We start from the raw sequence: 8,773 nt of genomic DNA on the forward strand, positions 1-8,773 counted from the left end.
CATTCCCCTCACGAAAGGGCAGGTTGTGGAGAACATCCACCCCTGCCCTTTTAAGTTGTTTTCATTCGGCACTGTTCTGGCAAAATCAATCTTTTTCGTACTTCTCAATCAAGCACTGGTGTTCCTTACTTTTTTTATCATAATTGATTCTAACAAGAAGAATATCACCTGTGTAATTCAGGATCGAAGAAGGATACTTTTTTGTCTTAATTTGTGTTAATGCAGTCTGCGCATTCTGGTTCCACTTCAATTCCACAAGCAATGCCGGATAATCATTTTTGTACTCTGGCTTTGGGATAAATACAAAGTCAGCAAATCCCCGTCCTGTAGGAAATTCACGGATTGGCTTAAAATAGTATTGCATTGCGCTTAAGTAGGCAATTGTAAGCACACTGCTCAAGGAATTCTCATTATTATACTGAATTACTGACACATGCTCGTTATGGATTTTTTCAATCTCTTCTGCAACCGCCACACCATCCATATCCAATGTAGCATCCAGCAGATTTTCCGAATTCAGCTGCAATATCAGCATTTCATTCCACTTTTTACTCTCAACAGCAGTCGTCAACTCCTGCCGTATCTCCTCATTTGGTACAAAAGCAGTCTTCCTGATCTCATTATAACCAAGGTATCCTAAATGGATCATATAAGTCAATACATCATCTTTACTTTTAATATCTTCCGTATCATTTTGAAAAGCTGCCACATTCACCTTGACTTCGGCTCCGGAAAGCATCTCAATAACAGCTGTTTTCAGCCCTTCATAGTTCATGTTAATCAAAGGCACAATCACATCATAGGATGCTGTTTCTGACCAGTAACTCCTGAATTCCCCCCTTAGCATTACGCTGACAACGGCTCTGGGATTATAAACCTGGTAATCCTTCAGAAGATAGCCATCGTACCATCGCTTCACTTCAGCAAAGTCCTGCTGATATTTTTCTGACAGCTTTTTCACTTCAGCTTCTGTAAAACCAATATACGGAGCCAGATTGCTTGCGCTCAGCATTGTAAACTCATCAAAATTATTTAATGCCGACTGAGTTTTTTCCTTTTTAATTGGAAGAATACCAGTAAGATATGCAAGTTGAATATATTTTGTTGGTTCTGTTCCTTTGAACATTGTCCTGAGAAAATTAATATACTCTTCCTGTACCCTTTTATTAACGTCCTTGTCACGAATAAGGACATCCCATTCATCAATGATGACAATAAATTTTTTTCCAGTTGCACCATTAATACGAGACAACACTTCTGGCAAAGATTCCGTCTTCTCTTTCAATACACCTGGATAGTATTCCGCAAGCTCAGCAATCGTCTTTTCCGAAATATAAGAAACCACCCTTTCAGGTCCACCAGCTGGCTCTATACACCATTGGATATCAAGATGTATTACATCATATTGGTTCAAGTGCTTCTTAAAATCTGCACTTTTACCAATTTCCAATCCGGCGAACATTTCTTCTGAATTACAGCCTCTGCTGTAATAAGCTGTAAGCATATTCGCTGTAACAGATTTTCCAAACCTTCTCGGACGGCTATTGCAAATATAGGCCTGCAATGTATTCAAAACTTTATTCGTATACTTAATAAGTCCGCTTTTATCAACATATATCTCGGAATTCAATGCTACCTGAAAAGCCAAATTATCTGGATTCACTAATATTCCCATCACTCACACACTCCCTATATAAAAAAGCTTCCACAGTATCACTATTTTCTACCAATAATGATATCATGAAAACTTTTTGGTCTCAATAATTTTGTGAAAAACAGCGTTTACAAATCAATTGTCCATTTCTTACTTGTAAAGGTCTTCCAGCGTTATCAGCCGAACTTCACCTCGCTCTTGTGCCTGAAGAAGTCCATCTGTGAATCCGCCTTTCGAGAAGATATAGTAGTGATAGTTGTTGCCCTTTCCAAAAACTGAGGCATAATCCCGAATCAAATCGAGTTCATCCACACCGATTTTCTCATTCCGGTATTTGCATGAACCGATGATATAGTCTTTGCCCTCAACAGGAGTTCCGACAATATCAATCTGTATTTGCTTTTTCTTCTTCGAGTCTATACCCCACCACTGACCGATTTCACTCAGCTCAATAGGGAGGCTAATCTGATATTGATCTGTCTTTCGAGTTTCAGATCCTTGATATTCCTACGACATTATTTTTATGGACGGAGTCCTTTTACAAGTGTCTGAAACTCTTGCTCTGTATCCACAAAATGATACGGTGCATACTCACCATACGCTGTTGGCCTACTGATTGTTACAAGCTGTACACCTTTATATCCAACTGCCTTATTCAGTTCCCTTTTTAATTCTACAAGATGCTTTCCATGAGTTGTTTTCAGAGCAAAACAACCATGCGCATCACGATCTTTCGCTACCAGATAACACATTATTCAGCACCTCCTTAAATTCATGCTCATTCCGAATCAATCCACTTTCATACTTTTCACGCATGATACATCCTGTCTCTATCGGATAACTTTTCTCATACAGGTAATCGTGAAGCCAGTTATTCAGCTGTCTGTCAAACAGAGTATTAAACTGAATTTCTATAGGATAAGGTTTTCCGCTTTTTTGATAGTACACATGAACGCCTCTGTATCCATCATCTACAGCTTTTCCGCTTGACATATCAGCAATACGAAACTGTGAAGAATCTCCGTCCAATATCTGATCATAGCTATCGCAAAAAGCCCGAAATCCCAAAATGTCATTAAACACTTTGCGTGTCTGATGATCTGGATAATAACGGTCTCTTTACAAAAATTTTTAGCTTTTCCTGAATCTAGTACCAGGTGTCTGACCCCAATTTTCTTTTCCTAAATTCAACTAATGATGGAAAGAACCATTTGAGTACTTACATTTTCCTTAATTTCTCTTCTGATTCTATTTTTCTCCATGCATCTATCATCTTTTCTCGACTTCTGTCGAGACTATTTATTTTATATGTCATGTGTATTACCATAAAAACCAACAAAGCTGGTCCAAATATCATTATTCCTCCTTACAAATTATTTATGTTTAACTGTTCATAGTTCAACAAATATAACCAATAGCATATAACACCTAATACCGGACATTCATAATAGTCTAATTGAATCTTTCTATCATTTCTTTTTCCACTGTTATATCTTCTTAGAAACTGAACATTACGCGTTTCCCATGAAATTCCATTTAATTTCGGCTCTAGAAACACTATCATATATGCAGATATTTTTGCCATCGCCATTCTATAGTATGCAATCCTGTTCGTTATTGGAATAATAATAAAAAAAGGAAACAAATATAACAAAGGACTATCACTTTTTATTGCTAAAGTAATTATCGTCACTGTCGTCGTTATCATAAAAATCAGCAGATTATTTTGTAACGATATCTTCTGCTCTATTTCCCGATGCAACATATCATATTCTTTATAGATTAATTCTTCTTCCATTTTTTCTGTTTTTGATTTTAGAAACCTTGCAGTAAACTTTTATCTGATGTTCCTACGTTTTTATTCCTCCCTATCGGTGCCTCTCATGCTTCATGATTCCAGTTACCCAGAGTCATGCAAGACTCACTAACGAATGAGGTGGTTATTCTCTTTTCGTGCAGGATTTCCGCCTGCTAGGTGAAATGCCCTTTGCTGGGCGCACGTGTCTGACCCCACTGTGGTCCAATATGAACTTCTGCAGATGGAAAATATTTGTGTGTTCATGGTGTCAGACCTCAATTTCTCTAGCATAACAGCAAACTGGCATTGTGCTTAATTATCCTGAACCTTAAACAATGTATTATTGACAGTAATTCTTGTTAATACATACGATTACTTTACTAACTGCATCTTCAATCTCAATTATCTTTTGATTTTGTTCTTTTACCTGAAGTATTGTCTTCCCAGATATCGAAACCAAAAGTTCATCCACTTCCATAGTCTTTTCTGATAATTCTTTATAGAACTTCTGATTCACAAAAGAGAAGTACCTTGCCTTACGTACCATTTCCATTAATGTATCATTAAGTTCTTTATAACTTTTGTCTAACTTATGCCTTGAATCAAATTTTAATGCAGCCACCTTCTCTGGTATTTTTTCTAAAATATAAGTATTAAAAACCACCTCAAAGTACTTCGCTTCTAAATTTACTCGATTGAGCTTTTTCTGAATTAGAACACCAATAACAGAAATTACCAACGATAAGACAGAAACTATTAATGCAGCCATTGCTATTTTATCAGCTACTGGTGTCTGGTTAATCATTTGCGTTTCCATAATTTACACCCCGTACGTTTCCCTTATGTTTGTCATTTTCTTATTTATATATTCATTTTTCGTATATATATATAACAATTCATGAGCTCGCTCTGTTCCGTATTGCTCATTTAGTTCTGCAAATATACCTTCATAAAACGAGCTTGCTATATCTTCAATGAACTCCGGTAAAATTGCTAACACCCCCTCCTCTGTCATTTTTCCAGCAATCTGATTTCTATATGTTTCGCGTCCAAAACGATTTCCTGCCAAACTTGTAATTAACTTATCAAAAACTAACTCAACATCGATCATTGAGCACTTCCCTCCTTTTTTACAACAAGAGCAAAATTGTATCCTGTTCCCATAAAATCAACATTTGAACGAACTATCATATCTTTGTTCGGAACACTAGTTATAAAGTCATTATCATCATTAAACCCAATCCAATTTCCTTGATTATATTTTAAATACTGTGGTTCAAACCAAAGCCCCTTATTTCCACTCAACACATAACAGCAATGTGCTTCGGCTCTATCTTCTAAAGACTTAATCAAGTCTGTAAGTCCCGTCCCTCCTGTTCTAGTTTCTGATTTTCTTCCTGATATTCTATCTTGAAATGATGCAAGATTGAAAAAATCATCAACTTCATACTGATTAGTTCTAAAACTAGCTTTATGATTTTCGAAAGCTTCAGCAACAAGATCATATCTCTCTGAAGCTTCGTAATCTCTCTCTTCAATTTTTCTTTTAATTCCATGATTTAAATGTTTATCAGAAAAATCAATAACAACCATGCTTATCGCATAAAAATCTTCATCACAATCTTTTTTCTTATAAACAGGATCCGAAACAAAAATGTCTATAAGGCAATCAGATTCTGCATGCTCACTTGCATTATCAGCAAGTTCCGCAACAACCTTTGCTAAACTCAAAGCATATTCTTTGCTTATATCAAATACACTCAAAAATAACTTTAGCTCTCCCAAAAGAACTGCAGCCCCTTGAATATCATCTTTACATATTATTCGCCTAAAATGATTACTATTATGTATCCGACAATAATTTTTTTCCATTAATCTTTTGTCAAACTTATCATTATTAAAATAGACCAAAAGACTATCTTTTAATCCTGGAGCATGAATGTGAGTTTTAGCTTTAGCAATAACACATTCAATCTCATAATCATACTTGCATCTCAATGTATAAATAAATGTTTCGAAAAGAACATACACAAACATATCTTTAGGTTCAAAAACACCATTACATACAAAGCAAATTTTCTTACAGCCTCTTTTATATACAGATAGAATAAAATGAATATCAGACAACATCTTGCTAATCTGAACGCTATCTAATCGCCCGTTAAACCTAATCTGTACAACTCCATGTTTTCCAAGAACCGGAAACTGTTTTGGTTGCTTTCTATGTGCTTCAAACATAGAACTACATTCCAGCATTTCATCAATCCCCTATATATATTTACCTGATTCACAATTAACAAACTTAATACTATAAATTATAACGCCTAATTTGTCATTAGTCATTATTTTTTTCATTTCTTTTATGTGAACTTCCAGAAATATTCCGCCTAAAACTCGCACCACAGCCGCAGTTGTGGTGCATTCCTTGTCTATTCCTTTATTTCTCTCTCAGTTTCTTCCACATTCAGGAAGTTCATTATCTCCTCATAAGACCGTCCACTCTTTACAATTGCTGACAGGATTTCATCTTTCCTTATCGCATCCCGCTTGTCCAATAACTCTTTCAAAACTGCAGTTGCATGGTCATATCTTTTCTTCGCTGCGATCACATCCGCTTCCGCTTTTTCAATCTTTTCATCCAAGGCTTCCCTGCTCGTTCTTCTTGTTCTTGCCATCTTTTTTCTCCTCTTTACTCCGCCTTTTTTAATTCTTTACTCAACTCGGATGCATAGTTTTTTATGTGATTCGCATCCAGACCAAACGCATTTAATATTGTTTTCTGATTAGCTGTTACTGCGTGATCCAGTCTGTATACATTATCCAGTTGACGCACCATTTCTATCTTTTCAAGTTCCTTTAAGGCTGCTGGAACTGTCATATAATTCGGTTTCTTTTCCAGGTTTTTCATCTCTTCTTTCAGCTTTATATACATCTTACATCGCAGTATCATTGCCACAAATTCAACAAATATCTTAGCCCGTGCTGACTCTTCCGAATACACCCGGATGCTCTTATTTCCAAGATAGGATTTATCTCCCCGGAAAAGTTTTTCTGATGTATCACGGCTCTTATACAGCTCGATTGCTTCCTTTGCACTCATCTTTTCCGATGTGATTATACAGAAATATCCTGCCAGATCCAGTTCCCTTTCCACTACACTGCAGCGCTCTTCCGGCAGTACAAATGCCTGTGTTTTTTCATCATAATGAAGATTAAAATACTTCTCAAACCCTGGCCCGAATTCTTTTACTTTATTCTGATATTTCTTAAGGTACAATGTCATCTGGTTGAGCCTGTTTTCAATCCCAGCACGCTCTGCACTTTCTTTGGAAATGCTGTGGTACAGGTGAAAATACCGTTCTTTTTTATCACCCGCATAAAGCCTGTGCTTCACGGTCTTCCCATATACTCCATACTCATAGATGTTATTCACTCGCTTACTTTCAAAAGTTCCCTTATGCTGGAAGTTCACATCCTATATCTCATTCTTAGCTAATCTATTTAATTCCGCGCTAGTTACAAGAGAATCCGGTAATTCAGCCTTGATCATCTCAATAATACGTTCTATTGCACTTCTTACTTCTGGCACAATTGTATTAACATTGCAATATCTCAGCTCTGTATTCTCCCATTTCGAAAACAAAAACCCTTGCCCTAACATTTTTCCTGCTAGCATTCCATTACACTTGATTTTCATTTGTAATGGAGGTATAACCAGCCAGGCAGACTCTATATCTCCAGCCTCCACAATATTCCCTTGTAACATTTTGCCAGATTTCATTTCTACACATATAGGCAAATAATCTCCACCAAACATCCTTCCTAATACAATAGCTTCAAAATAACCATTCCTGTTGTGAAATTCCCTAAACCACTCCTGGATCTGTGTTATTTCTCCACTCAAATCCTTTCTGGCAATCTTATCTACAGTTTCAATATAACCTATAACAAACATATAAAGACTTAACACTGCATATCTGCCTCTAAGCCATGGTGCAAAATGATCTATTGCAAAATTGCCTAATCTCTGAAAGCTCTTATAATAGTGTTTGCTTCTTTCAATATCATCTATTGAAAAACAATACATAGATAATCTTAAATAAATCTCATTTAAAACAGGATGCTCCATTAGCTCTGGCAAAATTTTTTCAACTTCTTGCAACGAAATCTTTATTGTATCCAAATACAATGGTTTATACTCAGAATCTATATTAAACTCCGCCAACCCTTCATCCATAATATTCAAAGCGCATAAAGCAGAATCAGCCAATAATCCATTCTCTTGATAGAGCATTTGTGCACTACGCATATCCTTCAAAAACTCATTCCATTGATATTGATCTGGCTTATATTCCAAAAGCCCAGCCCGTTCTTTTAAGCAATAGCAAATTTCATACACCGCCTCTGATGGCAAACTTGCTCTATACTTTTCCAAATCATATACAGCTTGATTTACAATATACCAGTGTGCAGTTTCTTTTATTTTCTGATTCTTTTCTATTATTCGACCTCTCAGATCTTTAAACATATAATCAATTTCTTTAAAACATCTATATCTTTCAGGCATTGGAAGCTGTAAAAATAGTTCTACATCCTTTGATATTTTTTCAATAACCGGCTCAGGATTTAATCTTCCGGTACATACAATACGCGCTGTTGTTGCCTCTAACACGCATCTTTCAATATCTGTTAAGTTCGTATTTACAAGATATTCAAAATCCTGATTTATGATTTCATTCAGCTGCATTTTGTCCGCTTTTTTCTGCCTAAAAAGTTGAATAACAATATTGCGATAACCTATATACTGTTTTGGATCTTCAATATCAATATATTGCTTGACCTCCTCCAGCATGTCGATACACTCTTGAATAGATATATCCAAATTTAATCTGGTCTTATTAAATACATAATTATAGTAAAGATTTAGCCACAAATCTGGAGCTTTCACATTATTTACTCTTCCGAAATCTATTGCCCTTTTAAACCAATCATTTGCCAAGCTATATTCGCCCGCTCCTACATAGCCTGCACCTCTGTTTGAAATAATCTGAAAATGCAAAAATGAATCTGTATCACCATCGCAGTACCCTTCTGCAATTTTCTCTTCTTCAAGTTCGTCTTTGTGATTTCCCCTAAAATTAAAAATAATTGCTTTCGTAAAATGATAAAAAGCCTTATCATTCTCAAATTTTTTTAATTCCTGTTCTGCTCCGCACATATTGCCAAGCATAACACGTAAATATAACCTCCTCATATAATCAAGTGTTTTTTATTGAAAATTCAAGGTTTTTCAACCTTTCATATCTCAGTGAATAAGCCAC

General features: G+C 35.8%; 11 protein-coding genes and 1 pseudogene. All 12 read right to left on the bottom strand.

What is annotated here, in order from left to right:
* Positions 1-85: 85 nt before the first annotated feature.
* A complete protein-coding gene (locus tag AB5Z12_RS16355) occupies positions 86-1,675 on the bottom strand; it encodes an AAA family ATPase (RefSeq protein WP_368357310.1) in 1,590 nt (529 codons plus the stop codon).
* A 129-nt stretch (positions 1,676-1,804) separates the two neighbouring features.
* The gene (locus AB5Z12_RS16360; RefSeq protein WP_368357309.1) at positions 1,805-1,966 is read right to left on the bottom strand and encodes a hypothetical protein; all 162 of its coding nucleotides are present in this window, start codon (positions 1,964-1,966) and stop codon (positions 1,805-1,807) included.
* A gap of 24 nt (positions 1,967-1,990) precedes the next feature.
* Positions 1,991-2,119: pseudogene (locus tag AB5Z12_RS16365) on the bottom strand (hypothetical protein); the annotation flags it as partial.
* A 56-nt stretch (positions 2,120-2,175) separates the two neighbouring features.
* The gene (locus AB5Z12_RS16370) at positions 2,176-2,406 is read right to left on the bottom strand and encodes a DUF6718 family protein (RefSeq protein ID WP_195409559.1); all 231 of its coding nucleotides are present in this window, start codon (positions 2,404-2,406) and stop codon (positions 2,176-2,178) included.
* On the bottom strand, positions 2,378-2,722 hold the full coding sequence (locus AB5Z12_RS16375; protein WP_368368707.1) for a hypothetical protein: 345 nt from the start codon (positions 2,720-2,722) through the stop codon (positions 2,378-2,380). The genes AB5Z12_RS16370 and AB5Z12_RS16375 overlap by 29 nt, the downstream gene beginning before the upstream one ends.
* A gap of 298 nt (positions 2,723-3,020) precedes the next feature.
* Positions 3,021-3,452, bottom strand: coding sequence for a hypothetical protein (locus AB5Z12_RS16380; protein ID WP_368368708.1), 432 nt, complete (start codon positions 3,450-3,452; stop codon positions 3,021-3,023).
* 340 nt (positions 3,453-3,792) lie between these two features.
* A complete protein-coding gene (locus AB5Z12_RS16385; RefSeq protein ID WP_368357307.1) occupies positions 3,793-4,257 on the bottom strand; it encodes a hypothetical protein in 465 nt (154 codons plus the stop codon).
* Between the two features lie 15 nt (positions 4,258-4,272).
* Positions 4,273-4,563 carry a hypothetical protein gene (locus tag AB5Z12_RS16390; RefSeq protein WP_368357306.1) on the bottom strand — a complete coding sequence of 97 codons (291 nt, stop codon included), beginning with the start codon at positions 4,561-4,563 and terminating at the stop codon, positions 4,273-4,275.
* Complete coding sequence (locus tag AB5Z12_RS16395; RefSeq protein ID WP_368368709.1) at positions 4,560-5,690, bottom strand: hypothetical protein; 1,131 nt, start codon at positions 5,688-5,690, stop codon at positions 4,560-4,562. Before AB5Z12_RS16395 ends, AB5Z12_RS16390 begins: the two co-directional genes overlap by 4 nt.
* Positions 5,691-5,881: 191 nt before the next feature.
* Entirely contained in the window at positions 5,882-6,127 is a 246-nt protein-coding gene (locus tag AB5Z12_RS16400; protein WP_368357304.1) for a hypothetical protein, read from the bottom strand.
* Between the two features lie 14 nt (positions 6,128-6,141).
* Positions 6,142-6,885 (bottom strand): hypothetical protein, encoded by a 744-nt coding sequence (locus AB5Z12_RS16405; RefSeq protein ID WP_368368710.1) that lies wholly within the window; start codon positions 6,883-6,885, stop codon positions 6,142-6,144.
* 42 nt (positions 6,886-6,927) lie between these two features.
* On the bottom strand, positions 6,928-8,670 hold the full coding sequence (locus tag AB5Z12_RS16410; RefSeq protein WP_368368711.1) for a hypothetical protein: 1,743 nt from the start codon (positions 8,668-8,670) through the stop codon (positions 6,928-6,930).
* Between the last annotated feature and the right edge of the window lie 103 nt (positions 8,671-8,773).

Origin of the sequence: Ruminococcus sp. RTP21358st1_G6_RTP21358_211008 (genome assembly GCF_040908885.1) — a bacterium.
Taxonomy (GTDB): Bacteria; Bacillota; Clostridia; order Lachnospirales; family Lachnospiraceae; genus Blautia_A; species Blautia_A faecis.

What these genes read in the sequence shown, in the direction of transcription:
- AB5Z12_RS16400 (WP_368357304.1), bottom strand. Translation starts at nt 6,127, where the DNA reads ATGGCAAGAACAAGAAGAACGAGCAGGGAAGCCTTGGATGAAAAGATT.
- AB5Z12_RS16410 (WP_368368711.1), bottom strand. Translation starts at nt 8,670, where the DNA reads ATGTGCGGAGCAGAACAGGAATTAAAAAAATTTGAGAATGATAAGGCT.
- AB5Z12_RS16395 (WP_368368709.1), bottom strand. Translation starts at nt 5,690, where the DNA reads ATGTTTGAAGCACATAGAAAGCAACCAAAACAGTTTCCGGTTCTTGGA.
- AB5Z12_RS16355 (WP_368357310.1), bottom strand. Translation starts at nt 1,675, where the DNA reads ATGGGAATATTAGTGAATCCAGATAATTTGGCTTTTCAGGTAGCATTG.
- AB5Z12_RS16380 (WP_368368708.1), bottom strand. Translation starts at nt 3,452, where the DNA reads ATGGAAGAAGAATTAATCTATAAAGAATATGATATGTTGCATCGGGAA.
- AB5Z12_RS16385 (WP_368357307.1), bottom strand. Translation starts at nt 4,257, where the DNA reads ATGATTAACCAGACACCAGTAGCTGATAAAATAGCAATGGCTGCATTA.
- AB5Z12_RS16390 (WP_368357306.1), bottom strand. Translation starts at nt 4,563, where the DNA reads ATGATCGATGTTGAGTTAGTTTTTGATAAGTTAATTACAAGTTTGGCA.
- AB5Z12_RS16370 (WP_195409559.1), bottom strand. Translation starts at nt 2,406, where the DNA reads ATGTGTTATCTGGTAGCGAAAGATCGTGATGCGCATGGTTGTTTTGCT.